Source organism: Paenibacillus sp. 23TSA30-6 (genome assembly GCF_014858585.1).
Lineage (GTDB): Bacteria > Bacillota > Bacilli > Paenibacillales > Paenibacillaceae > Paenibacillus.
The window spans coordinates 79319-103978 of the sequence record NZ_SLTL01000016.1; the positions used below are offsets into that span (position 1 = coordinate 79319).

26 protein-coding genes are annotated in these 24660 nt (G+C 49.5%); 14 read left to right on the top strand and 12 right to left on the bottom strand.

The window, feature by feature from the left end; genetic code table 11:
* Positions 1–273 precede the first annotated feature (273 nt).
* The 7 genes from E0698_RS15910 (at position 274) to E0698_RS15940 (ending at position 6900) form a co-directional block, all read left to right on the top strand.
* A complete protein-coding gene (locus tag E0698_RS15910) occupies positions 274–1728 on the top strand; it encodes a bifunctional metallophosphatase/5'-nucleotidase (RefSeq protein WP_192512185.1) in 1455 nt (484 codons plus the stop codon).
* Positions 1682–2842 (top strand): HD-GYP domain-containing protein, encoded by a 1161-nt coding sequence (locus E0698_RS15915; protein WP_134910447.1) that lies wholly within the window; start codon positions 1682–1684, stop codon positions 2840–2842. The genes E0698_RS15910 and E0698_RS15915 overlap by 47 nt, the downstream gene beginning before the upstream one ends.
* A gap of 96 nt (positions 2843–2938) precedes the next feature.
* Positions 2939–4069, top strand: a complete 1131-nt coding sequence (yfkAB, locus tag E0698_RS15920; RefSeq protein ID WP_149095356.1) for a radical SAM/CxCxxxxC motif protein YfkAB — start codon at positions 2939–2941, stop codon at positions 4067–4069.
* 16 nt (positions 4070–4085) lie between these two features.
* The gene (locus E0698_RS15925) at positions 4086–5441 is read left to right on the top strand and encodes a hemolysin family protein (RefSeq protein WP_149095357.1); all 1356 of its coding nucleotides are present in this window, start codon (positions 4086–4088) and stop codon (positions 5439–5441) included.
* A 195-nt stretch (positions 5442–5636) separates the two neighbouring features.
* Positions 5637–5861, top strand: coding sequence for a spore coat associated protein CotJA (locus E0698_RS15930; protein WP_044648566.1), 225 nt, complete (start codon positions 5637–5639; stop codon positions 5859–5861).
* A gap of 1 nt (position 5862) precedes the next feature.
* Positions 5863–6297, top strand: a complete 435-nt coding sequence (locus tag E0698_RS26965) for a spore coat protein CotJB (RefSeq protein ID WP_238354023.1) — start codon at positions 5863–5865, stop codon at positions 6295–6297.
* Between the two features lie 33 nt (positions 6298–6330).
* Positions 6331–6900, top strand: a complete 570-nt coding sequence (locus tag E0698_RS15940) for a manganese catalase family protein (RefSeq protein ID WP_134910443.1) — start codon at positions 6331–6333, stop codon at positions 6898–6900.
* A 186-nt stretch (positions 6901–7086) separates the two neighbouring features.
* On the opposite strand, the gene E0698_RS15945 is transcribed toward E0698_RS15940, so the two are convergent.
* The 3 genes from E0698_RS15945 to E0698_RS15955 form a co-directional block, all read right to left on the bottom strand.
* Positions 7087–7248, bottom strand: a complete 162-nt coding sequence (locus E0698_RS15945) for a hypothetical protein (protein WP_192512186.1) — start codon at positions 7246–7248, stop codon at positions 7087–7089.
* Between the two features lie 82 nt (positions 7249–7330).
* Positions 7331–7642: a hypothetical protein gene (locus tag E0698_RS15950; RefSeq protein ID WP_238354028.1), complete on the bottom strand. Its 312-nt coding sequence runs from the start codon at positions 7640–7642 to the stop codon at positions 7331–7333.
* 84 nt (positions 7643–7726) lie between these two features.
* Positions 7727–8800 (bottom strand): glycosyltransferase family 2 protein, encoded by a 1074-nt coding sequence (locus E0698_RS15955; RefSeq protein WP_192512188.1) that lies wholly within the window; start codon positions 8798–8800, stop codon positions 7727–7729.
* A 166-nt stretch (positions 8801–8966) separates the two neighbouring features.
* Between E0698_RS15955 and E0698_RS15960 the strand changes: the two genes are divergently transcribed.
* The gene (locus E0698_RS15960) at positions 8967–9269 is read left to right on the top strand and encodes a glycosyltransferase (protein WP_192512189.1); all 303 of its coding nucleotides are present in this window, start codon (positions 8967–8969) and stop codon (positions 9267–9269) included.
* Positions 9270–9765: 496 nt separating this feature from the next.
* Here E0698_RS15960 and E0698_RS15965 read toward each other — a convergent pair whose 3' ends face one another.
* Positions 9766–9918, bottom strand: coding sequence for a hypothetical protein (locus E0698_RS15965; protein WP_189338219.1), 153 nt, complete (start codon positions 9916–9918; stop codon positions 9766–9768).
* A 101-nt stretch (positions 9919–10019) separates the two neighbouring features.
* Here E0698_RS15965 and E0698_RS15970 point away from each other — a divergent pair, with 101 nt between their 5' ends.
* The 3 genes from E0698_RS15970 to E0698_RS15980 all read left to right on the top strand — a co-directional run bounded on the left by E0698_RS15970 (position 10020) and on the right by E0698_RS15980 (position 14513).
* Positions 10020–12995, top strand: a complete 2976-nt coding sequence (locus E0698_RS15970; RefSeq protein ID WP_192512190.1) for a methyltransferase domain-containing protein — start codon at positions 10020–10022, stop codon at positions 12993–12995.
* A gap of 69 nt (positions 12996–13064) precedes the next feature.
* Positions 13065–13727 carry a class I SAM-dependent methyltransferase gene (locus E0698_RS15975; protein ID WP_192512191.1) on the top strand — a complete coding sequence of 221 codons (663 nt, stop codon included), beginning with the start codon at positions 13065–13067 and terminating at the stop codon, positions 13725–13727.
* A gap of 84 nt (positions 13728–13811) precedes the next feature.
* Entirely contained in the window at positions 13812–14513 is a 702-nt protein-coding gene (locus E0698_RS15980) for an HAD family hydrolase (protein ID WP_025685391.1), read from the top strand.
* A 102-nt stretch (positions 14514–14615) separates the two neighbouring features.
* On the opposite strand, the gene E0698_RS15985 is transcribed toward E0698_RS15980, so the two are convergent.
* The 6 genes from E0698_RS15985 to E0698_RS16010 are packed head-to-tail and all read right to left on the bottom strand — an operon-like array spanning position 14616 to position 21379.
* Positions 14616–15806, bottom strand: a complete 1191-nt coding sequence (locus tag E0698_RS15985; protein WP_192512192.1) for a YheC/YheD family protein — start codon at positions 15804–15806, stop codon at positions 14616–14618.
* On the bottom strand, positions 15788–16303 hold the full coding sequence (locus E0698_RS15990; protein WP_192512193.1) for a GNAT family N-acetyltransferase: 516 nt from the start codon (positions 16301–16303) through the stop codon (positions 15788–15790). The genes E0698_RS15985 and E0698_RS15990 overlap by 19 nt, the downstream gene beginning before the upstream one ends.
* A gap of 17 nt (positions 16304–16320) precedes the next feature.
* The gene (locus E0698_RS15995; protein WP_192512194.1) at positions 16321–17430 is read right to left on the bottom strand and encodes a YheC/YheD family endospore coat-associated protein; all 1110 of its coding nucleotides are present in this window, start codon (positions 17428–17430) and stop codon (positions 16321–16323) included.
* Positions 17427–18797, bottom strand: coding sequence for a YheC/YheD family endospore coat-associated protein (locus tag E0698_RS16000; RefSeq protein WP_192512195.1), 1371 nt, complete (start codon positions 18795–18797; stop codon positions 17427–17429). Before E0698_RS16000 ends, E0698_RS15995 begins: the two co-directional genes overlap by 4 nt.
* 12 nt (positions 18798–18809) lie before the next feature.
* On the bottom strand, positions 18810–19964 hold the full coding sequence (locus E0698_RS16005) for a YheC/YheD family protein (RefSeq protein WP_192512196.1): 1155 nt from the start codon (positions 19962–19964) through the stop codon (positions 18810–18812).
* A gap of 44 nt (positions 19965–20008) precedes the next feature.
* On the bottom strand, positions 20009–21379 hold the full coding sequence (locus E0698_RS16010; protein WP_134910433.1) for a YheC/YheD family endospore coat-associated protein: 1371 nt from the start codon (positions 21377–21379) through the stop codon (positions 20009–20011).
* Between the two features lie 163 nt (positions 21380–21542).
* Between E0698_RS16010 and E0698_RS16015 the strand changes: the two genes are divergently transcribed.
* The 3 genes from E0698_RS16015 to E0698_RS16025 all read left to right on the top strand — a co-directional run bounded on the left by E0698_RS16015 (position 21543) and on the right by E0698_RS16025 (position 23779).
* Entirely contained in the window at positions 21543–21887 is a 345-nt protein-coding gene (locus E0698_RS16015) for a YlbF family regulator (protein WP_025685398.1), read from the top strand.
* A gap of 72 nt (positions 21888–21959) precedes the next feature.
* Positions 21960–22244 carry a hypothetical protein gene (locus E0698_RS16020; RefSeq protein WP_137062429.1) on the top strand — a complete coding sequence of 95 codons (285 nt, stop codon included), beginning with the start codon at positions 21960–21962 and terminating at the stop codon, positions 22242–22244.
* Between the two features lie 200 nt (positions 22245–22444).
* The gene (locus E0698_RS16025) at positions 22445–23779 is read left to right on the top strand and encodes a DRTGG domain-containing protein (protein ID WP_192512197.1); all 1335 of its coding nucleotides are present in this window, start codon (positions 22445–22447) and stop codon (positions 23777–23779) included.
* Positions 23780–23820: 41 nt separating this feature from the next.
* Here E0698_RS16025 and E0698_RS16030 read toward each other — a convergent pair whose 3' ends face one another.
* Positions 23821–24318 (bottom strand): hypothetical protein, encoded by a 498-nt coding sequence (locus E0698_RS16030; RefSeq protein WP_134910431.1) that lies wholly within the window; start codon positions 24316–24318, stop codon positions 23821–23823.
* A 12-nt stretch (positions 24319–24330) separates the two neighbouring features.
* Positions 24331–24660, bottom strand: coding sequence for a YtrH family sporulation protein (locus E0698_RS16035; RefSeq protein ID WP_134910430.1), 330 nt, complete (start codon positions 24658–24660; stop codon positions 24331–24333).

The following is a 24660-nucleotide window of genomic DNA, read 5'->3' on the forward strand; positions in this document are numbered from 1 at the left end:
AACCTAATATATCAAGAATTATATGGGATGACAACGACTAATTCACTATTATTCCTAGCTGTAAAATAGGTCCCAGGAACCCGTCTCTTCTCAGAGGCATACGAAGACATTGTGACCTTGCTTCTCCACGGGTCTCTATCCTGAGACAACAAAGTAGCTAAATCGTAGGTTGTAGCTCACCCCCGCCGACATGTACCATAATGCGAAATAACATGGTATCCTTAAACATTAGAAGCAACAGAGTCGATATATAAACTATAGAGGAGGGCGGTTATGGAGATGACGACTCAGCAAACGTTAACCATTTTGCATACCAATGATATACATAGTCATTTTGGCAGTATGCCTTCGATAGCCGCGATGATTCATGAACGAAGAGCTGCATCAGGAGATGCGCTGCTTGTGCTGGATATGGGAGACCACATGGACCGGATGGCCCCCGAAACGGAAGGAACGCTGGGTGGGGCGAATGTGGATGTGATCAATCTGACGGGGTACGATGCGATTACGATTGGTAACAACGAGGGTCTGACTTTTACCCCGGATATTCTTGAACAGGCATATGCAGGAATTCACTGCCCGGTCGTATGCGGCAATATCAGGGAGAACGCCACAGGAATGAAGCCTGCGTGGATGACGGATTCGCTCATTTTGGACAAGGCTGGCATTAAGATAGGCTTGCTCGGAGTGACGGCTCCTTTTGGCGAGTTCTATCAATTGCTGGGATGGGATGCACTCGATCCGTTTGAGGTATTGGGCGAGCAAATTCCGTCCCTGAGAAAGCATGTCGATGTTCTGGTTGTGATGTCGCATCTGGGTTTACCTTCGGATAAGAAATTGGCATCGCAGTTTCCGGAGATTGACGTGATTCTTGGAGGGCATACCCATCATGTGCTGGAGGAACCGCTGTGGATCGGGAGCACAGCTCTATGTGGGGCTGGCAAGTATGGAACGCTGCTAGGTGAAGTGACCCTAAGCCGCAGCAGTGGTCATGAACCGTTTCGGGTTACGTCAGGCGGCGTAGTTCCTGTAGATCACACACTGCTGGATGAAAAGGTAGCGTCGGCCATTGTACTGCATCGCAGACAGGCAGAGCGTGCCATGGAGAGCACGGTTACGGTGACGGATCGGAAACTGGAGATCGCATATGATCGCGAATCTCCTTTCGGAAATTTGCTGGCACAATCGGTGTCACATTTTACGGGAACCGCTATTTCTCTAGTGAATGCGGGCCAACTGCTTGGCTCTTTACCTCAAGGTGATGTCAGTAAAGGAATGCTGCATTCCTTATGCCCTTCGCCGATTAATGCCTGTGTCATGAAGCTGTGGGGGAGAGATATTCGGCTCGCACTGGAGCAGTCTTTGCTACCGGAATTTGCTGACAAGAAAATGACGGGATTTGGCTTTAGAGGTAAAGTGCTGGGTACGATGTGTGTGGAAGGTCTGGAGATTCAATATGATCCGGCCCGCGCTCCTTATGATAAAGTGACGGATATACGTGTAGCGGGTCGCTCATTGGAAGAAAATGAGCAATATACGGTGGGCACGTTGGATATGTTTACTTTCAGAGCAGGTTATGAGGTGCTTGCGAACGGAACGGAACTCCGATTTATGCTTCCAGAATTTTTGCGGGATTTGATTGAAATGGAGTTGAAGCGTCCGGGCGCGATGGAAGAGTGTTTTGCAGCTAGGTGGCTTCAGGTATCAAAACAATCGGGAGAGGATTAAGCTGCGACTGGTACCTGTTACATTATTGAGAGCCGGCATGAAGCTGGGCAAAAAAATATACAATGAAAATGGAATGGTGTTGCTCTCGGAAGGTGTTGAGCTTACTTCGCGATTGATTGAACGTCTAGGCCAAGTCGGAATTGGATATGTATACATCGAGGATGCGGTGACAGAAGATATCGTGATCCCCGAAATGATCCATGAACAGACGAGGGCTGCGGCGCTACAGGAGATCAAAAAGCAGTTTCAGGGTCTGTCCTCCTACTCCGTAGATCATAAGCACCAATACTTTGGCAAGTCATTTTATAAGGTGATGGAATCCATTCTGGACGATATCGGAGGCCGTCAGGATGCCGTCATTATGCTGATGGATATCGGGGCGGCAGATCAGGATCTGTATCATCATTCATTGAACGTATGTCTGTATTCGCTTGTACTGGGAATATCCAGTGGCTACGATAACAACCAGCTCATGGAGCTGGGCATAGGTTCACTACTGCATGATATTGGTAAAATGAAAATTTCACCTCAAGTGCTATATAAGCCGGGCAAATTGACGGACGAGGAATACGAGCACATGAAAACGCACACGGTGATCGGCTACAAGCTGCTTAAAGACGAACCGGGAATCCCCCTGCTGTCGGCGCACTGTGCATTACAACATCATGAACGTATCGACGGCAGCGGATATCCGAACGGCTGGAAGAAGGACCAAATCCACGAATACGCCAAATGGATCGGTCTGGCAGACTCGTACGATGCGATGACAGCAAGCCGCATATACAAGCAGCCTTTGTTGCCCTATGAAGCAATGGAGGTGCTGTATGCCGGTGCGGGCACGTTGTATGAGCAACGGATGCTGGAGGCATTCCGCGATTGTGTAGCTATATACCCGCTGGGGCTCTCTGTGGTGCTCAATACGGGGGAAGAAGGGGTTGTGGTGCGCATACACTCCAAAATCCCGCAAAGGCCCGTTATTCGGATTGTGAGGGATCGGGACGGACAGGAACTGAAAGTCCCTTACGATGTGGATCTGTCTGTATCTCTTTCAGTGATGATTACCAACACACTGGGCGCTACAGCTTCCCCTTTTGGAGCAATACACGTGGATTAGCAGATGAAGTGGAAGAAAACATGCAGACACTTTACACATCATGATATGATATTCATACGTCTTTTGAGGTTAATAATAGAAATAAGGTGAAAAATAATGACAGTTCTACAAAACAACATACTTCCACAAATATCGCCAGCGTATGATCCGTGGGACCCGATTGTCTCGCTGCGTACACATGGCCGTCATTTGCTGACAAGTGTGGAAATGACCGTGACGCATCTGTGCAATATGCGCTGTGAGCACTGCGCTGTGGGCGACATGCTTGTTATGAAGGAGGCTCCCTTCCTTCCATTAGATCTGATGCTGAAACGACTGGATGAAGTCGAGCATCTGGAGACGATCAGTATGACAGGCGGAGAACCCGCTTTGCTCGATAAAACGGTGGACGAAGTGATCGTTCCGCTGCTGAAATATGCCAAAGAGCGTGGCATTCGCTCGCAAATCAACTCCAACCTGACATTGGATATTCGCAGATATGAGAAGATGCTCCCTTATCTGGATGTCATGCATATATCGTTTAATTATTTGAATGCCGACGATTTTTATGAAGTGGGTTTTGCAAATACCGGACGTCCGACTCCACGCGCGGGGGCTGTTCGCCTTTATGAGAAAATGGTGGAAAACGCCCGCAGGTTGAGCGAAATGGGTATGTTTATTTCTGCCGAATCCATGATTAATTACCGTACTCACACGAAGCTGGATGGTATTCATCAGTTGATTAATGAAATGGGCTGTCGACGGCATGAGGTTCATCCGATGTACGCATCGAATTTTGCCTCTGCCTTACCTGTCCTTTCACTCGAAGATATGCGCAACTCCATTCATAAGCTGCTGGATGTGCGTAATCAGGATATGTGGATGCTGTTTGGCACGTTGCCGTTCTTTGCCTGTTCGGACCGGGAGGAAGACCGCAAGTTGCTTCGCCGACTGCGCCAAGAACCGAATATTACGGTGCGTAATGATCCGGATGGAAGAAACCGCGTAAATGTGAATATGTTCACGGGCAGCGTATATGTGACGGATTTCGCAGACATTCCGGCTTTCGGAAATATTCAGGAGCGCGGTCTGGACGATATTTTCGGTGAATGGCTCAATGAGCATCCGTTGAATCAGACCGTGAACTGTCATTGTGATGCCGCTGCCTGCTGCGGACCGAATCTGCTCGTAGCGGATATGTATTACAAGGGAGTAGATTTTAAATCCAGAAAAGCAATACAACTATAGAAATGGGGAGTTCGTATTGGAAGGTCATACCGAGTTTCATTGGGGATTGCTAACGGTGAATCTTCTTTTGGTATTGCTGCTCGTCTTTCTGAACGGTGTATTTGTGGCAGCGGAATTTTCGCTGGTCAAAATGCGCCAATCCCGATTGACGCAGCTCCAAAGTGAGGGGCATCGCATGGCAGGCTATGCGCTAAAGGTGAACCAGAAGCTGGATGCTTATCTGTCCGCCACCCAATTAGGCATTACGCTGGCTTCGTTGGGCTTGGGCTGGATTGGTGAACCAGCAATATCCGGCTACCTGATCGAGCCACTCATGCACAAACTCGGTGTAACTGACGGTACACTGATTACAACGGTATCCGTTGTCGTCGGATTTTGCGTGATTACCTTTTTGCATATTGTATTGGGTGAGCTGGCTCCAAAGTCTTTGGCGATCCAGAAAACCGAAGGTGTGGCCTTGTTTTTATCCGCTCCTTTGCTGCTTTTTTACAAGATATTTCTGCCCGTCATCTGGGTGTTGAATGCCGCTGCGAATTTGCTATTACGGGCGTTCGGCATCCAGCCTGCGAGTGAAGCGGAAGCGGCGCATTCGGAGGAAGAGATCCGTATCTTGATGAATCAGAGCGCCAAAAGCGGTGTTATTGATAAGGACGAAATCAAGCTGATGGATAATATTTTTGATTTTTCCGATTTGCTGGCCCGTGAAATTATGCTTCCTCGTACGGATATGGACTGCTTGTATACGAATTTATCGTTTAAGGAAAATCTGAAAATCATCAGTGATACCAAGCATTCTCGCTACCCGGTAGCGGTTGAGGATAAGGACCAGATTATCGGCTTTGTTCATATTACCGATCTTCTGTTGGCTGAGCAGGGCGAGCAACTGGATCTGGCCTCGGTGGTGCGTCCAATTTTGAATGTGCCAGAATCCATGGAAGTAAGTCACGTGCTGCGTCTTATGCAGAAAAAGCATTCCCAGATGACTCTCGTGGTCGATGAGTACGGCGGAACGGCCGGACTACTGACAGCGGAGGAAATATTAGAGGAAATCGTCGGGGATCTCTACGATGAATTTGAGGATGAACGTCCAAGCGTGGAGATTAAGGATAATATCATTTCCGTGGACGGCCGTTTGCTCATTGAGGATGTCAATGATCTGACAGGGGTGAACATTGAAGACGACGAAGTGGATTCCATTGGGGGCTGGCTGTTTAAAGAACTGGAAGGCAGCCCGGTGAAAGGGAAAAAGATTGAGTTTTATAACCTGACCTTTGAGGTGGAAGAAGCGACAAGGCTTCGTATTATGAGAGTGAGGATTAACCACAAGCCCGACCCTGTAATCGAAGATGAACTTTCCACCGATGAGTCCTGATCCATAGACACGGTTTGGGTCAGTTCCGTTCCGGTATGAAAGCTATTATAGAGTGTAAAAGCAAGAGCCTTTGGATCCACGGTATCGTGGTTTTAAAGGTTCTTTTTTTATCTGTGATTTTTTGTTCGAGACTTGGGCGATGCCGCATATGTTGAATAGTAAAGCAGATGGATCAATCAAAGGAGGTCCCGGCCCGTGAAATTTCCACAGCAAGGTGAGTTTGCCCCGTTTGTCGGTCCGTTCGATCCGTGCCCGCCCGTTTTGTGTAAAACCTTTGTGCTTCCACCGAACCTGTTTGTACAATTTCAGCCCCCAGGTCTGCCTCAATTCAGTCCAGAAGAGGCGCTGAGGAAGGGAACGCTATGGCCCTTGTTTTACAGCCCTTATGAGTCTTGTAGAAACCAGGGGGGAGGCGAGTAAAATGGATTATCCAAATCAGGGTCAGGCCCAAAACCAGCCTCAGAATCGAAATCAGGTTGAGAACCAGCAGCAGAACCAGAATCAAAGCCCTTATTCAAACCCGTATCAACAACAAAACCATACTGAGGGCTACAATCAGTACGACAGAAACCCATACCAAGGCTATGCTCCCCAGACCAAGCCGGGTGATGCACAGTTTTATGCACTGTTGGAGAAGCTCCAGGCGGTGGATTTTGTATTGGTGGAACTGAATTTGTATCTCAATACGCACCCGGATGATTTACAGGCTATCGAACAGTTCAATAAGCTGACGCAGGAAAGGACCGGGATTGCCAATGAGTATCAGATCCTATACGGACCTCTGCAAAATTTTGGCCGTGCCTATTCCAAGTATCCTTGGGAATGGAACCAAACCCCTTGGCCGTGGCAGGTATAGGCAGATACAACCTTTTATAAAGGAGGAACATAAATGTGGGTATATGAAAAAAAGCTGCAATATCCCGTACGTGTCAGCAAATGTGATCCTCATATGGCCAAATTGCTTATGGAGCAGTATGGCGGAGCGGATGGCGAGCTGGCAGCAGCTTTACGGTATCTGAATCAGCGGTATACAATTCCCGATAAGGTTATCGGTGTACTCAATGATATTGGTACGGAGGAATTTGCTCACCTTGAGATGATTGCCACGATGATTTACAAGCTGACCAAGGATGCGAGTGTAGATCAAATGAAGGCAGCAGGGCTGGGGGAACATTACGCGGCGCATGATCATGCGCTGTATTATCAAAACGCTGCCGGAGTTCCTTTTACAGCGGCCTATATTCAAGCCAAAGGCGACCCGATTGCCGATCTATATGAGGACATAGCGGCGGAGGAAAAGGCGAGAGCTACATACCAGTGGCTGATTGATCTGACAGATGATGTGGATTTGCAGGATAGTTTGAAGTTTTTGCGCGAACGTGAAATAATCCATTCGCTCCGCTTCCGCGAGTCTGTGGAAATTTTGAAGGAAGACCGGAATCAAAGGAAAGTGTTTTAAGGAAATCATTCAGAATGTCTCTTGGTAAGCTAATGCTTGCAGGAGACATTTTTCTTTTAAGAATTGTAATTTATGAAGGGCGCTTCAGCATCGAAGCGCCCTTCGTGTTGTCTATATATGTGAGCAGAAATGATCTCGGGAAACGGCTCAACGAGCCACTGAGCCAGTTGCAAATCATGGAGTACATTAATTAAGGCGGATAATCGTTAGGGATGCGCCTGTCGCGTCGCCTCCGACCAGTGTGGCAGCACCTACGGCCCCAAAAAATTGCACGCTGACGGTTGTTGCGGCTGCTACGTTTACAAGATAAGGATTGCTGCTATCTCCTTTATTCTTCGTTACATTCATCATCAGCTTTCGGCGGCATTCCCAATGTTCTTTTTTGTGGAATGAATTGTGATCACCACTCTTTTTCGGTCAGGGTTGCCTTTTATGATTCCGGGTCAGGGTAGCGGTTAGACCTGCTTTGTTCTTCAAATATTAAGACGTCCTCCAGTTTGTGCTGGAGCAGGATCTGGTTATTCACCATCCCTCGCAATACTCGTTCTACGCTTCGATTCAATTGCAGGATATCTTGCAGACAAACATCCTCATCGTTTACAAAACGTTGTATTTTTTCGCCTTCGGCATGAAGTGTGCTGGACAAGCCCATTTCTTCCATAGCAATGGATGCGAGTATCATATGAATAACTTCTTTCCTCGTTAGAGAGATGAGGGGATTGATGTCGGGAATACCGGGCATAGACAAGTGCAATCTCTCCCTTCACTCTGAATGTGCATCATGGCTATGGTCGACATGGAATGACATACCCGGTGCCCGTCTTCCTCATTCCTGCTGTAGCTGTGCAAAATACTGCTCGTTATATAAAACACTCGGATGAGTAGGATGGTGCAACTGGGCTATACGGTGATGCAACTTTGCCTTGTCGATGTCACCAATCCGGTCGTAACACAGACATAATTGCAAGTGCGGAAGCCATGTGTAATAGGACGAATTGGTTAAGGCCATCGCATCTTGTGACGGTTCGATCAGTGTAGCCTGACGGAACCAGTAAATGGCTTGGGCATACTGTTCCGCTTCAATAAATAAATTGCCAAAGGCACAGCAGAACTGGGCGCGTGGTGTGTCGAGAGTAAGCGTGCGAAGCAGAGTGATGCGCTGCTCCTGTTTTTGACCTTGGCGCCCATAGCAATCTGCAAGCTTAAAGCAAGCAGCAATCCGATCCTCAATCCATCCCTGATTCAGCCCCAAATAGTGTTCGTACTGCTGTATGGCTTCTGCCGTCCGTCCGTTGTCATACAACTCATTGGCAAAATAGTAGTGATCTCGTTCAGAAAATGCGGTACCCTGCTCCCGGTGCTTGAGATATATATGTAAATTACGGTCGGTGTAGGCACGTGTCTTTTTATGAGTCACCGCCATATTGCTGTGAAAGGTGCTTCCAGTCACATGCAGGAATTCATGCACAAAGCCGATCCATCTGAAATGACGGTCCCGGCGGACAATCCGGTTTCTTTTGAGCTTATGCAGCGGCTGCCCCTGTTCATCTACGGATAGTACATAATCCATCGTAATGCTGTCATATGAAAGGGTGGCTTGCTTTTTCCAGTCGAGAAATGCCAGTCGGTCTTGCTCTTCCAATATGTCGTCTGCATCCAGCCAAAATTGATAGTCCTGTGTTGCCTGATCAAATGCATAGTTACGGGCTGCGGAAAAATCATCGCACCATTCAAAATCATATATCCGGGCATTGAACGATGTGACTACCTCTTGGGTACGGTCGGTAGAGCCGGTATCGACGATAATGATTTCATCCACCAGATCATGGACTGATTTCAGGCAGGTGTGAAGTGCTTCTTCTTCATTTTTGACAATCATGCATAAGCTGACGGTTACCATGCTCTTTGTCCCTCCCAAAAAACTTGGTATGATTCCCATTTTATTAGGATAGCTTGCTCATTATGTAGGAATTTCGGTTGAACACGTCGAGGGTATGGTGATGATCATAAATGGGGCGGCGCTCTAATAGATTAGAAAATCAAAGTCTGATGAAAGGGGGGAAGGCATGAGCCGGCCGTTCATTTCACTGTGCATGATTGTAAAAAATGAGGCGGAACGGATCGCAGCTTGCTTGCAAAGTGCCAGGGATGTTGTGGATGAGGTGATTATTACGGATACAGGGTTCACGGATGGGACGATGGACATTTGTCGTTCCATGGGGGCATCTGTTGATTCCCGGGAATGGGATGACAGCTTTGCGAAAGCACGAAATTCGGGAATAGCGCGTGCCACCGGGGGTGGATTTTATGGCTGGATGCGGATGAAGAACTGGATCACGATGAGAGTGGACAGCTGCGCGAGTTTGTAAAAGCGATCCGTGCAGACACGGCTGCTTTGAAGGTACTGAACGAGATGGACGATTTTTGTATACAGTTGTCCGCAAATTCGTTTGTTCCGCAATGACATCGAGTGTCAATTGTGCGTGATATTCATGAAAAGCTGCAACCTCCGGCAGGAAAACAGGATGTCCCAAAACGGAATATCCGGTTGCTGGAACAGGAAAAGGCACAGGAAAGTACGATACCTTAATTCGTCACGGAAGCCTGAAAGGCATATGGCCGGGGATTGAAATGGGGCGGCCTGTAGAAGCACAGGCCATCTTGGAGGCTGCTGGAAAAGGAGGAGCGTTATCAGAACAGGTGTTGACCGCCCAGGCTTAAAAAAGAGCTAGGCGGAAATGTACTCGATGGCGATCATTGAACTGGTCCCTCCTGCCAGCGATAAGTTCAGCCCGGATACGAGGGATTGTAAACTTGAGGGTACCGTCACCCGAAATAATAGCGATGCAACGATTTCGCCACCTGCTAAAACAGTCGGGAAGGGTCCCGACGGCATATTGTATTTTTTTCACCCTCAGCATTAATCAAGTGACTTAATGACAGCTCTTGAAAGGCGATGCAGGCAAGCAGTGCATTGATGTTGTTTTCATCGATATTTCCAGGTGTAAGTCCATTCATATCACGCTCATTTCCTTATCGCTTAATCGCAATTAGCGTATGCGTCAAAGCAAGCAGGAGGAACGGTTATGAGGCTTCCGCCTGATGGGAGGCGTCGACTCATGCGTATATTAATCGGCAGCCCGGTGCATCAAAAGCCCGAAATATTAGTTTTATTTCTTCAGGCTTTGGAGCGGCTGGAAGCACCCGATGTGCTGCCGGATTATTTGTTCGTGGATGATAATGACAATCCGGCCTCAAGCCAATGGCTGACTGATTTTGCGGACCGGCTTCCGGGGCGTGTTTTGCCCCCGCTGTCAGGCTTGCAGCAATACGAGAACCGAAGCAATGAGCATACCCATTATTGGCCCCCTTCCCTCGTCTGGAAAGTGGCCGGGTTCAAAAATCGTCTCATTGATTACGCGCTTCAGCATCATTACGACGCGCTATTTTTGGTCGATTCAGACCTGGTTCTCCATTCTCGTACTTTATGCAGACTGGTCGAGACAGAGAAGGATATCGTATCCGAGATTTTCTGGACACGTTGGCAGCCTGACGGGGCATTATTGCCTCAAGTGTGGGTTAGTGATGAATACAATCTGTTCCATCGTGAAGAAGGTGAAGTGCTATCGGCAGAAGAGCGGGCGCATCGCGAGCTTCATTTTATACATCAGTTGCATGTTCCCGGTTTATACGAAGTAGGCGGTCTGGGTGCTTGTACCTTAATTCGTAGACGGGCGCTGGAAGCCGGTATTCATTTTGGCAAAATCCCGAACGTTTCCTTTTGGGGAGAGGATCGACATTTTTGTATCCGGGCGGCGGCGTACGGGTTTTCACTTTTTGTGGATACACATTACCCGGCCATGCACTTGTACCGCGAAGCGGACATCATCAAGGCAGAACAACTGTTACTGACTCTGAATGGAATTATTACGCAGGACACAGCTAATACGGACGATCAAAAAGCTTCACTCACTCCTGAAAATTCAAATATTTCAGAAAATTCTCCATCCAACACTGCCTCTAAATCTCCTGAAATCACCATTCCATCGGATCTTCGTGAGTCTGCTGTCTTTGCAAAGCATGCTGCGGATTCTTTTGTCGTGCCACCAGCTTTCTCCGGTCCACGACATAGTGAGCTTCATGCTCCGCCTGTCTCCAGGCCCAAATTGACACTGAGCATGACGGTATGCAATGAGGCAGATCGCAAGCTCGCAGAAGTGCTTCGAAGTCATCGGGAATATATTGATGAAGCGGTCATTATTGATGATGGCAGCCGTGATGATAGCGGTGAATTGTGCCGGGATCTGCTAAAAGGGATCCCACTGCGTTTGATCCGTAATGAGAGGGCCTCCTTTACGAATGAAGTGGAGCTGCGAAAACAGCAATGGAGAGAGACGCTGGCATCTTCCCCGGAATGGATTTTAAACATGGATGCTGACGAAATATTTGAATCCCGATTTGCTCAAGCTGTGCATGCTTTATTAGCCGGAACGAAAGCCGATACCCTTTGTTTCAGGCTGTTTGATATGTGGTCTCCCACGCATTACCGTGATGATGATTACTGGCAGGCTCATCGTTATTACCGTCCCTTTTTAACTAGGTATCGGGATGGATTTCCTTATAAATGGAAAGAGCAATATTTGCATTGCGGGAGATTTCCCGATAATGTGCTTGAGCTTCCCAGTGAAATTAGCGACTATCGTATCCAGCACTGGGGCTGGTATACACCAGCTATTCGCACATCCAAATATGAACGCTATCAACAACTGGACCCGGATGCCCGTTATGGGTTGAAGGAACAATATGAGTCCATATTGGACCCAACTCCCCGTCTCAGTCTCTGGATAGACCCGGGCCGGGATGATGTGAACAATAAACATGAGGCTGAATCCGGAGATACTGCCAGCGTAAAATCCGATGTGAACACGGGCGTGAACATTGAGGATGCGACTGCTGAGAATAAAATTGAAGCAATTCATACCGTTGAAGCTGTTCAAATGGCTAACGCTGCCAACCCCGTTGAAACTGCTCCTGCTCATGAAGTTATTAACCCTGCGAATCCTGTCAACACGAGTGCTGTCGCTAAGATTGCCGGTGTTCATGCTATTATTGGCTCCCGTACGCTTACCAAAGGCGAAATAGAGGGCGCACTTTATAGAGAAGGGAAAGGAGAAGAACAGGGCATGGCATGCAAACTGTGCGGCTCGTCCAATACGGCGGTGTTTCATCGGTATGAACATTTTACATTGATAGGATGTGGCTCATGTGGGCTTATTTTTCGCAATGATGTGGATCGGATACAGCCTGAGGATATGATCGCAGATATTTATAACGTCAAATGGGTCGCCATGCGCGATAGTGCAGCCTCTTCGACCTACGGGGACCATGCTCTTTTCGGACTCATGCTGCTGGATATGTTCAGTCCTGGTAAAGGGAATTTGCTGGAAATTGGATCAGGTACGGGAGAATTTATTCATGCTGCCCTTCAGAGTGGATGGAATGCTGTGGGCATTGAGCCTTCCATAGACTCGCGCGCATATGCCAAATACAAATATGACGTGGATCTGCTGCCGGGCTACTGGAATGGAGGCGATACAGAGACAGAAACAGAAACAGAGACAGAAACAGAAGAAGAAGCGGCGAATGAAGCGCCAGAAACAGAGGGAGATACTGCCTTATCCCTGGATCATGAATATGAGGCTGTTGCATGCTGGCATGTGCTGGAGCATATTGCAGACCCCGTAGCATTTTTAACGGATTTACGAGAGCAGCTTCAACCGGATGGAACGTTATACATTACAGTACCCAACAAAAACTCGTTTACAAATGAGGCTTACGGTGCTCACTCGCCTTTATTTACCGAGGAAGATCATTTGTATCATTATTCAGAGCACACGCTGACACGTTTGCTGGCGAAGTCCGGTCTGCGCCCGGTGGCCCTGTTCACCCGTCAGCTTCCTTCCGGTCTGGACGCCTTGATAGAGGTGCATCCCTTGTATGGCGAGCTTACTTTCACGGAGCGGATGGGACTGTTGGCCAAACTTCAAGGTGAGAAACGCGGTCATGAGCTATGCTGTGTGGCAAAGGCGATCTGAGCTGGCTGGGGGAATATACGGTCTGACCCATACCGTTGCACCTTTCATTTAAAAAAGGGGGCTATATCCATGAACGCTGCTGATCCGTACCTCTCCCGTTTTTTCGCGCATTCTGACCCCAATACCTCCAGCCTGATCTACAGGCTGCCCCAAAGCTGGTGGAGTCGTCCCTATGAGTATGAGTGGTGTCTGCACTTTATGTCCGGGCAGGATACGGTGCTTGACGCGGCATGTGGTATTCCGCATCCGTTCAAGTTTGAGCTGGCCCGGCGCTGCGCTCAGGCCTATGCCTGCGATCTGGATATGAGGATCGTTTCCGTGGATGCCATATTGGCCGAGGTGCGCCGGGATATCGGAGAGGAGGCTGCCGAGCGTGTTCAGGAAATTTTACCGATTCGTCTTCACTCTGCGCATGCTAATTTAACCGCCTTGCCTTATGAGGCAGCCAGTTTTGACAAAATTGTATGTATATCAGTACTGGAGCATCTAACCCCTGATGACTCGTTAGCTGCCCTGCGTGAATTTCACCGGACTTTGCGGGATGACGGGATGTTACTGCTAACCTTTGATTACCCTACGGTTAATCTGTCCGCGATGGAGCAATGGATGAGTCAGGCGGGGTTTTCGTACTGGAGCGACGTTGATCTCAACCTTTCGCCGGACGCCTTGCATACGGATTTGTGGGGCGGCTTGCATTGTTTCAGGGCTGTTTTGAAAAAATATAAGAGTTAACGGTATGCGCAATGAGGTTTACACGGACCTCTCTTATTGCTTATCATGAGAGGGGTCGGGATTGTAAACCTACATAGGAAAGGAATGACTGACAACTACATGAACAATGCACCTGTGTTGAAGAAACCTGAGGCTATGGTATTTGATATGGACGGTACACTTTTTCAGACGGAGACGCTGCTGCTTCCTGCGTACCACAAGCTGTTTGATACGCTGCGCGCCGAAGGGCTTTTTGAAGGAGAGACGCCGCCCGAGGAGCTTATTTTGAATAGTTTGGGTATGCTGCTGGATGAAATCTGGAGAAGAGTAATGCCGGAAGCCAGCGAAGCGGCTCACAGAAGAGCGGACGAGCTGCTACTCCAGTTGGAGCTGGAGGGATTGAAGAACGGAAGTCATGCCCTGTATCCACATGTAAAAGAAACGCTCCAGACCCTCCACGAGCAGGGTGTTCGGTTGTTCGTAGCCAGTAACGGGCTGGAGGATTATGTAAAAGGGATAGCGGCTGCATATGAAATGGTCCCGATTTTTGAAGGACTGTACAGCGCTGGTGAATACAGCACACTTTCCAAAGTGAATTTGCTGGAGATTTTGTTGAGCAAGCACGGGATTTCAAACGTATGGATGGTAGGTGATCGTTCTTCCGATGTGGAGGCAGGCAAAAAGAACGGACAAACAGTCATCGGCTGCGCCTATGCTGGATTTGGCGTAAACGACGAGTTGAAGGGTTCTGATGCGATTATTACGGACTTCACGCAGCTGCTCACACTTTATAAAAACGCCGAGTAGCTACGAAGCACAGGTTACTGGTTATAGAAATGTTTGACGTACCCATATAAAAAGCATGCGAGGTTAGTCAAATAAATGATAAAACAAGGAAGGCGGCCGCTTTTACGCGGAGCCTTCCTTTGCTTTATTTTCAGTTTTGCTTTCAGTTTTGCTTTCAGTTTTGCTCTCTGTGTTGTGATCCGTCAGAGGTTTTGGTTTAATTCGCGTATGATAGACCCATAAGGCGTATTCCATGGGCTTGGCGATGGAGCGGCGGTAGGTTTCTTTTTCACCAATACGTGCAAATACCTCGCGTGCTGGCTTCGGATTGACCTCCAGTACATAAATGCGACCGTCCTTGTTAATTGCCAAATCGAGCGCAAGCTCGCACAATGCCCCATAGCTTTCCTCCAGATAAGCAGCGATATCCAGTCCGAGCTTTTCCCCCTGCTTGATGATTCTCTCTCTCTGTTTTTCATCACGAATCCATTGTGTCAGCAGTTGATTCATCGGTACCGCCTTGCCTCCGCCATGCAGATTGGAAGTAACGCTCCGATGTGCCCCGATCCGCCCTGCACATCCGGTTAACTCCCATGTCCCCTGACCATTTTTTTGCACCAGCATGCGGTAATCATGAACTCTGCCATTCGGCAGTTGTACAGGAATCCCTTCCTGAACAATGTAATTATTCATGTTCCAATTGCTTAAACGTGGCTCCAGACGGTCCAAACGCACCCGCTGTTGAGGAATAATATGACGTTTGCGATTGCGGCCCTCGATCAGATACAGGCCGCCCTGCTTGTTAACAGGCTCAATGCGTAAAATTCCGCGTCCTCCGGTGCCGTTAATCGGCTTGAGGTAGACCAGTGAATTCTTTCGGAGCATCCGCCTTACACTATGAAATCCCATGAACGGCTCCGTTTCAGGGAGATGCGATCGGAAGGCAGACTTTCTCGCAAGCTGCTGATGAATGGCCCATTTGTTACTCAGTGGCCGGTTTAAATATACGAGATCTGTATATTGCACCCGAAATTCCTGCAACTGACGATATCGTTCACTGCGCTGTACCCGGCAACGGTCGAAAATCATATCCGGGAATTCCCGCCATTTCAGGGTCCATTTGCCGCTGTGCGGATCATACATTTGGGCAAGGAGCAACTTGCGTTCTTTATGGACATCGGCGGGAGTGAATACATACATATCCAGCCCCAGTCTTTTACCCTCTGTAATCATGCGCTCATATATGGCGCGTTCCTCCAATTGCTTTTTGTTGTTCAAATACAAGGCCATGATGCCTAGGACAGGTTTTGGCACAGCATTCCACCTTCCTCTGCCGTCTGCTCATCTTCGGACAGCTCCCCGCGAAATACGAGGGTAGGCTTTCCGGTCGGTCCAGTCGTCATTTCATGCGCAACAAGTCCTGCGCGAAAGCAGGTTTTGAGACTGGCCATATTGTCGGCGGCCACGCTGCACGTCAGGCGACGCAGCTGTTTGAGCTGGGCGGACAGCAGTCTAGCGCCCAGTCTGCGGCCCCGGTAAAGCGGACGAACGATCACGATGCACGCATCTTCACCGTAATTCAGAGCGAGGCAAAATCCCGCAATCCGCAGCCCTTGCTCCGTGCGCAGATAAGCGCACAGGAGGGAGGAGCCGGGGGATTTTAATTGCTCCGGCGTTAAAACGGCCAGCTGCCGCAAGGCATTGCGGGTAATGCGCATGCCGCCCGAGCTGCGGGCCAGAAATAGTAGCTGCCGTCGTCTCAGCAGCCAGCTCCGGGCAGGCAAATGTTGAACATTGCTAATTTGCGGCATGATCCCACTTCCTTGACTCATAATTTCATTCGTCCGGCCAAATAGGAGCTGTATTGGAATATGCGTCTCAGCGATTTTTGACGAATTTCCGGCTCGTCGAATTTCATGGGTTTGGCGTTGGCTTCAAAAAACCAGGGAATACCGAGCGTATCCACCCCCAAATCCATAGACATTTCCCCATGGGAAAGGCCGGAGCCGCGTTCAATTTGGCGTGCGATCTGAATGGCCGTACTTTTGATCTTGTTCAGCAGGACCGTGCTGCTTTCAGGCCCAAACAACGCAGACAGCAGCTTGAACGGGTCCTCCACACTTCCGCCGCGCGGAACATGTGTCGTAATACTCCCTTTGCCTGCCAATCTGGCACCAACTCCGGTAATGCTCCATGAGCCGCGGGCGTTTTTTTGCACCAGGATCCGCAGGTCGAACGGCTTTTTCTGATAAGTAGCCAGCTCGATGCCCTGCTGGATGATATAAGGTGACGCACCCGTTTCCCGGCGGATACGCCCCCACAGTCGGGACAATGACACCGACCTGTAGGTTACGCTTTTTTTGTCATGCTGGATCGTCAGCCTGTAGGCCATTAGATGGTCCGGCCGATATTTGAGAATCATAATCCCTTTTCCAGCTTTGCCGTTCTCAGGCTTGAGATACAGGTATGGATAGGCGGACAGCATTTTCCCCAGAGAAGACAAGTTGTCTAACCGTTTGGTCGCCGGAACGAGATGACGGGTGGATTCCGAGGCGCGCAGCCATTTGAACAGCTCCCATTTGTTAAAAAAACCCGGATTGTACAGTTCAACACCTGAGGCAAGCGAAATTTCATCCAGTTTGGTACGCACAGAGGTTTTCAGTTCAAAGCTGCGGTTAGGAATGCGATTATAGATGACCTGTGGTTGTGGAAAGTCCCGTTCCTCCCACGTCTCTGAGCTTTTGTTGAAAATATAGCCCTTGACCGTTTCGGATGCCAACTGCAGATCCTTGACAGTAACGATGTACACCTGGTAGCCCATTCGTGTCCCTGTTTCAAGAATATCCCTGAAATTGCGCTGATTGCCCTTGAAAAATTGTCCTTGATCGTGCACGGTCAATACAGCAACGACTGGTTTATGCTCCGCCCGGGTATTCATAGTTCCTCTTTTCTGCGGAATTTACTGAGGTAAAGACAGTGGTCCAAAATATGCTCCACGGATGCTTTACCCTCCGCACGCAACGATGGATGCTGAAAAATAGATCGCCCCGGCTTGGAGTTGGCTTCGAACATCCACACCTTTTCTTGTTGGTCAATGCCCAGATCAAACCCGATTTCACCCAGCAGATGATGATGATGGTGCTCGATAGCTTCTGCGAGCGTAACTGCGACGTTCTTGGCATGCTGAAGTACCTCGCCTGCCCGGTCTCCGAATACCCGATTCAGCGCCTGCTCCGGTGTCATAAGGGAACCGCCGTTTTTAATATGAGTTGTAACACTGCCGCGTCCAGACTTTTTGGCTCCAATTCCGACGACAACCCACTGGTTATTGCCGTTCTTGTGCATATGAAACCGGAAATCAATTGGGCAATTGTCAATCTCAATCAGTTGAATGCCCTGCTGAATGACGTAGCCCTTCAACGACTGGCCCTGATTGGATTGAAGCATGCGAAGCATGGAGTTAAAAGAGGTGAAGCGTAGCAATACATTGCTTTTTTTCTTTCGGTACCTCACATAATAACCTTGCTTCGGAACATGGGAGAGACGGTAAATTCCTTTGCCGAGACTGCCCCCGCTTGGCTTGTAATAAGCAAATTGATGACGGTCCAGCATGCCCCGGATACGCTCTGAGCTGGGGTTCGTATACGATTCGGGGACATAACGGTTGACCTCCGGGTTATTTTCCAGTAGATGATAAATATCCGATTTGTTGAAGAAGCTCCAGTTGAAGAAGGGAATCCGTTTGCGGGAAAAGCGCTCGCGCAACTGATTGATCGCCGGGGAAAAATCAGAGCGGCGGCTCGGCAGCCGATTATAAATCACGTCCGGCAGGGGTACGGTTTTACGTGTGAAATCCCCACCCGAGGAAAGAAAATAGCCGTTAATTGTATCATTTTGCCAGTTGATATCCCGAGGGGTGAAGGCGAAAATATAAGATTTATTGCTGCCTTCTTTCAGCAGTTGCTTAATAAAACCTGTACGTGAACTAAAAGGGCGGGTAGTGGAGGTATTGCCGTCAGACAGCACGCCGATCAGCGGCCCGAGCTGCACATCCCCGTCCTGATTTCGTAAATAGATGGACCCGCTTTTGGGAACACGGATCGCATTACGCAAGCCCGAGGTCAGGTATAGATGACGTCCTGCCTTCTGGATCGGTTTAATCGTCGCGGGAATCTGATCCTTGCCGAGCCGCAGACGAATGGACTTGGTTCCGGATAATTTAAGGCTTTTCAACAAGGAAGTGGATATATACGCCACCTTGTCGGGCTGCTGTGAGAAATGCACATTGCAATGCGTTAAACTCATCTGTTTATCCTCCTATACCGTATGTTCAAGGGAGGCGCCCGCGCCCTTTGACCCCGCCGGTTTCGAATGAGTCATTAAATACCGGGCATATTCGAGCGGGCGGTTGACTGACCGGTAAGCGCACTCTGGCTGACAGGTCTGAAAGAAGGAGGCCCGACCCGGCCGGGAATTAACCTCCAATAGCCAGATGTTCCCGCTCCGGTCAATACCGTAATCAATTCCCAGCTCGCCAAGGCGGCCGTATCGTTCCTCCAGCGCCCCGGTAATGGTTAGGGACAGCGCCATCATCTGCCCGATGATGAGACGCGTGCTGTCCGCGCCATATTGTTCACAAAGGTAAGACTCTGCCGGATGGGCTTCACCCCCTCCGTGCAGATTGGAAGTCAGGGTTCCTTTCCTGCCTTCTCTCACGGCAAAGCCCGTCAGTCGCCAGCAGCCGTTGCCGTCCTTTTGCATGAGCGCGCGGACATCAAAGGGATGACCGCTTTGGCTCGTTAATTTCAAATAAGGCTGCACGATATAGGATCGTCTGCGTGCAATCCCGTCGACCCATGATAATCCGGCATTTAGCTCGGAAAACTGGCGCCGGAACGGACGGTTTCGGGAGTCTCTGCCCTGCACGAGCAGTGCGGTGTCTCCGTCCGATAGTCGTAGATACAACGTGCCCTTGCCGTGCGATCCGGCCTGGGGCTTCATAAATAGCGCCGAATGGCGATGCAGCCATTCCACAAGCTGAGCCGTGTCCCGGTAAGGCGCCGTAGGCGGCACAAAGGGACGCACTTCATCTATTGCGTGCAGCGCACGATATACCCGCCATTTGCCGGGCAAGTTACGCGACCAGTAGATGAGCTTGCGTGATTCCTGCTCTGCTATATGCTCCAGTGCGTGACCGGCGCTCTGGCTACCGTGGGCGTGGAAACAGCGATTATATACAATATCCGGCAAGGGGAATCGGCCGGATGTCCATACTCCATCGCGATAGGTATAACCTCGTATGGAGTGATCTTCGGGCGAAATTCCTTCGACGGTAAACGCCATTACGTTAAGTCCAGAGCGCCTGCCCAACAGACTTAGCCTGCGGCAAAACTCCGCTTCGGTAATCGGGGGAATCGCCGCCTGATTCCGGCTGACGAGCACGCCCAGCGTGTCTGGTACGACAAGAGACACCGATAACAGCCTCCTTTGGCAGTCGGATTCCGTAAGAGACGGATTTATTTGAATCCGGCTGAATAACAGCAATATTCAATCATTTTCTTCACAGACGGTCGGGTTTTCTGATCATTTAACGGCGTATTGTCATTTTTCGAAGGTTTGGAGTTGACCTCCAGCAACCAGATATGCCCCGTGCTGTCAATCGCCAGATCAATGCCAAATTCCGCGAAATGGGCTGGAATCGCCTTCTCAACGCCGTTTGCAATTTCGAGCGCAGCTGTTTTCAGATGAGTCTGTCCGTTCGATTTGACTAAGGCAGGCAGCGTGGTTTTGGCCAGTGCCTCCTTGACCGTGCTCAGCGTGCCACCTCGCGCCAGATTGGACACAAAATGGCTGCCCCCGGCAATCCGGGCGACGATGGAGGTCACGGTCCATGCGCCAGAGGCGTTTTTCTGCACAAGCGCACGGAAGTCAACCGGACGCTTGCCGTGATCAATCAGGGTAAGGCCCTGTTGGAGCTGGAAGCGCGTCGTTTTCATTTTTCCTGCCAAGCCTTTGTACAGCTTTTCGATGTTCGGATACATTTGCTTTCGTGGTGTGCCTGCGGTGGTGGATAGTACGCAAAAGGTGCCATCGGCTTGCTTCGTAATGCGCATAATGCCTTTGCCCAGACTTCCCCGCACAGGCTTGAGAAAAACGGTGGGGTACTGGTGGCACATTTTTTTGAAGACCGCAAAGGTTTGTAACAAATGGGACTCGGGTAAATACTTGCGCAGGGATGAATTGGATTTAAGCGCGTCGAACACTTCATTTTTATCGAGAAACTTTTCATTAAAAATGGCCGTTCCGTACTGTGATTTTACTTCTTTCATAAAATGCTGTACGCTAGTTCTGTTCTCGAGTTTACGAGAGGTGAGCCGGTTATTGACGACATCCCCGGCGGGCATGACTGTCTTTTTCCAGCCTCCGTCATAGACCCATCCCTGAACGCGTCCGGGCTGATTTCCAATATGCTCCGGGGTGAAAAAATACACATATGCTCCTTGTCTGCGGCATTCCCCGATCAGTTCACGGCAGAACAGGGTGATCGACCCGAAAGGCTTGTCGGGCTGTTCGGGATAGTCCCGACTGACCAGCACGCTAATAAGTGGGCCCACTCGAAGTGTCCGGCGTCCTCGGCTGTAGGTTACTCGCAGCTCACAATTGGCATGAAGTCCCATTTTTCGGGCCAGCACGCTTCCCACACGCAGGCCTCTGTAACGGGGTACCGATATAACGGTAACCTGCTGGCGGAACGAACCGAAGGCGAGCTGTACAGGGTGGCCTGCGGATATTTTCCATTTGCGAAGCAAGGACTCGCCGACCATGAGTACGTCATCCTGCAAGATGCCCGATCCGATGATTTGAATCGTTGTTTTTTTGATGGACATCGTGGATCTCCTTCCCGGCAGCAACTTGATGTCTTAAAAGTAACGGGAAACGTGAAGGGGCTGTAATAGCACTGATTCATCATATGAGGACATATATACCTTGGTGATTGACGGACAATGTGAAATGTTTGCACTATTATTTGAATTGGAGGAAATAACGAATATGAATATCTATGATAAAGCCCATGATTTGGCGAAAGCGTTGAAGGAAAGCAAAGAGGTGGAGGAAATTACGTCAGCGATGAAGCTGATTGAAACCGACCCGGAAGCCAAGAAAATGCTCGACGATTTCCGTGAGCGCCAAATGGAAGTACAGCAGCGGATGATGAGCGGTGATATGCCGGCACAGGAAGAGATGGAAAAAATGGAAAAGCTGTTCGAGGTACTTAGCCTGAACCTGAATATCCGCCGTCTGTTCGACGCCGAACGCCGCCTGAGTGTGATCATCGAGGACGTTAACAAAATTATCGCAGACAGCCTTCAGCATTTATACGGCTCGTCTCTGTAAGTTTGTCTCATATTCCTTCCTGCCCTCTCATAGACTAGATACATAGAGTCACAGGGAGAGGAAGGGATAACATTGGGTACTTTTAAAAAATGGAAACACGGTTTGTACACACTGATTGCGCTGGCTATGGTGCTTACCGCGCTGCCGCGCATCTCGCTTACGGGCGGATTGAACTGGGTCAACGGCTTCGGTATCGTATGGGTACTGTTTGCGCTGCTTGTCATCGGAGCGAATCTGCACTTTTTGCTTGGCGTGGATGAGGAAAAACGGAAAACGCTGGAGCGTGTGCGGCGGGCCAAAATGAAGCAGTGGCAGATGAAATGGGAAAAAGAAGCTGATAAAGGCAGCACACTATAAAGGTTTCCTCCTGGCTTGTCGTGAGCATGCTCTGATGCTGCCTATCCGTGATTGTTAAGAAGCGGTCCCTGTAAAAAGGAGATCGCTTTTTGCTATTTCCGGCGCTGATATGTAGTGATTAACGAGGGACTAAAAAGACGGAGTTTTGTGCTATAATAGATACAGAATGATACAGATTGAACGTTGGGGGTGTAACAGAGTTGGACGGGCTAGATGAAACAGTTACGAAGCATGAGCAGCTATTGCGTCATATCGAGCAGTTGAAAATAGGCTCCAAAATTTCTGTGCGCAGGTTGGCTAAAGAAATGAGCGTCAGCGAAGGAACAGCCTACCGGGCCGTGAAGGAAGCGGAGAACCTGGGGATCGTCATTACCAAGGAAAGGATCGGGACGGTACGGGTGGAAAAGCGTCCGCGCGGGTTGTCCGAGCAGCTAACCTTTGCGGATGTTGTGAATATCGTGGAAGGGCATGTGCTAGGGGGAAGCGAGGGACTGGAAAAGCCCTTGCACAAGTATGTCATCGGAGCGATGCGTGAAGAGGCTATGGCTCGATACATCGATGCAGGCAGCCTGCTGATCGTTGGTAACCGCGAGGATGCGCACTCCCTTGCGTTGGAGCAGGGAGCTGGTGTGCTGATTACAGGCGGCTTCGGGACGAGTCGGGAGGTCAAGCAACTGGCGGACCAGATCAGTTTGCCGATCATTTCCTCGCGTCACGATACCTTTACGGTGGCCTCTATGATTAACAGAGCGATTTTCGACCGCTTGATCAAAAAGAAAATTATGCTGATTGAAGACATCGCGGCAGGCAAACCGAAGACGCAGACCTTGAAAATCAACAGTACTCTTACCGAATTTGAAGAGCTTTCGGTGACGACTGGAAACCACCATTTTGCGGTGGTGGATGAATGGAACCGTCTGATCGGCATCGTCAGCCGCAAGGATGTGGAGGGACTGCAACCCGAGCATACGATGGACAAATGTCTGATCCGCAATCCGGTAACCGTGACCTACCAGACCTCGCTCGCTTCGGCTGCGCAGATGATGGCGTGGGAAGGTGTGGATTATTTACCGGTCGTGGACCGCAACCGCAAGCTGCTGGGTTCCGTTACACGGCGGGAGGTACTGGATGCACTGCGCAACGCCCAAAAGCAGCCTCAGCTTGGCGAGACGTTCGACCAGCTGATCTGGAACGGATTTGCCGAGGAGCGTGATGAGGACGGATCATTATTTTTTCGTGGCTTCGTCATTCCTCAGATGGCGACCAATCTGGGGACCATCTCCGAAGGCGTGCTGGTGAACGTGATGACACAAGCGGGCTATCGGGCGGCCAGAGACATGAGCGGGAAGGACTATGTGCTGGACAATTTAACGACCTATTTTATCCGACCGGTACAGATCGAGGATGCCATAGTCCTTCGTCCGTTGTTGCTGGAAACGAGCCGCCGCACCTGCAAGCTGGAAATTGCAATTACACGGGAAAATCAATTGGTGTGCAAAGCGGTGATGACACTTCATTCCATTGAACACGGCTAGTGTCAATTCGTGTGTGGTAAGTGGAGTCAGAATAGAACAGTTTAATGACTTTCTGGAAGTCTTTCTTTTGCCTCCAGCCAAATTTGCAGTACACCTTCCATTACAAGCATCGTTTTGACCTGGATTGTATACTCCTTGTCACGAACGGTGTATTTTTTTTGGTGAAGCAACATGCGTACCAGCTTGCTGTCGGAATCAATCTCGAACATGTCCCGGCCTCGCAGTACCTCCAAATCCCGGCTGACGCGGCGAAGAAGCTCCTTTAGATTAATAGAGTCAATCTTTTCGGCAGAAGTTTCTTCGGCGATTAATTTGATTTCCTTGACAACAGTCTGACGCTTGCTGTATTTGCGCAGTGTTCTATTGTCCTCCTGCGCTTGCTGGAGCTGGAATTGAAGGTCCTGATTGTTCATCCACAGCTCATTGAAGCTAGCGTGCCAGATGGCATTGTAGACAATCGCTCCGGTAATCATGCCCAGCACGAACACGGAGGATAATTGCATAAAAGGGCGCAGGCGCTCAAAGGGGGGCACTCTCATGGTCTTTTCACCTCATGGCCGTGCGTTGCCGCACACCCATTTGACCAGCTCTGCACCCATATGAGCGCCTAAAAAGGCGAAAATCAAATATAATATCTGCTTAATGGCAGGTGACAAATTACCATCCAGCATATTGCTCTCAATGACCCGGATCGGGTCCATCGTTCCCCCCACAGCGGCGGCAAGCGCCCATATTTTAATTCTTCCGGCAACCTCCAGCATCGTCTGGGTAGGTGGCTGAAGCGATACCACAGCGCCCATTCCGCCGAGCATGGCTCCCCCGAGCACGATGCCGAAGGCAATGAAGAAGTCGAGAATCGCTTTGGATATAAAAGTGCTCAT